The following is a 1,045-nucleotide window of genomic DNA, read 5'->3' as shown; positions in this document are numbered from 1 at the left end:
TTAGGTTGGCTCGTACCATCTTTTTGTATTCTGCTGTTTGCGAACGTACGAAGTCCTTGGTTTTTAAGGTAGAGACTATTTCTTCCATAGTTCTAAAGTATACATGATACCCGGCCTTTACAGCATCCTTAGCCAATCCTGCCGCTAGCATTGTTTTTCCTGTACCACTTGGTCCCATAAGAACTAAGTTAAAGAGTTGATCTATCCAGTTAAGCTCTCTAAGTGTGGCTAGTCTTTTATCAGTAAGTCCATTACGTTTAGCATCATAGTTTGATAAATCGTTATTACGGGGAAGTGAAGCAGATTTCATACGTCTAACTTCATCTCTTTGTTGGCGATGTTGCTGCTCTGCTTTCAACAATCTTGTTAGGAGTTCTAGGTAGCCAATGTCTTCACTTTCAGCTGTAGCTATTATTTGATCCAAATTTGCAGCAACCGCTGAGATTCTGAAGTCTGAACAAAGTTGTTTTACCAGTTGTTTTTGATTTTCCATTGTTATTATTTTAGTAGAGTTATTAGTTTTTCCCTGCCGTATTACCGACAGGGATATTATTAGTTGTTACCAAAAAGTAATTCATAATCAGTTAAATCACTTTTCTGAGGTTCTAGTTCCATTTGGGTGTTATTGCTTGCTGAAAGTGGGTTAAGCCTGATAATTTTGGTTTCTAGTTCCGGTTTATGAGTTTTTTCTGAGCGGATATAATCTAGATAAGCTTTAAAGTCCGTTGCACTTAGTATATTATTAGTATGAACGTAATCTAATGCACGTGATATATCAAGCGGATTATTGTTTTCTATGACACGCTCAATCATTTGTATCTGATCTCGTATATATCTCTTTTTATGAAGTTTTATCGCAATTAGCCACAGCTGTGCTTTTTCTATATTTTCGAATAAAGAAGCGGTTTGATAAATCAGCTCTGTTATCTTTGGCTCCATATTACGGCCATGAGTACGCAGAATGATCTTTTTCCCTTTTAAAGCTGATACTTCATGTACGCAGATTTCTTTTCCTGAGAGCTCTGCAATGTGTAATTTGCCATGA

General features: G+C 36.7%; 2 protein-coding genes. Both read right to left on the bottom strand.

Translation table 11 applies throughout. The annotated features are described in order from the left end of the window. On the bottom strand, positions 1 to 493 hold a 493-nt coding region (locus G5B32_RS17415; protein ID WP_165292664.1), incomplete at its 3' end, for an ATP-binding protein. Between the two features lie 59 nt (positions 494 to 552). Next, positions 553 to 1,045 (bottom strand): hypothetical protein (locus G5B32_RS16895; RefSeq protein ID WP_165292663.1); only part of this gene is annotated, 493 nt, incomplete at its 5' end.

The sequence above is a fragment of the Sphingobacterium sp. SGL-16 genome (genome assembly GCF_011043515.1).
Classification (GTDB): domain Bacteria; phylum Bacteroidota; class Bacteroidia; order Sphingobacteriales; family Sphingobacteriaceae; genus Sphingobacterium; species Sphingobacterium litopenaei.
Note: the sequence above shows the minus strand (reverse complement) of the source record. Positions and strands in the feature narration are given on the sequence as shown.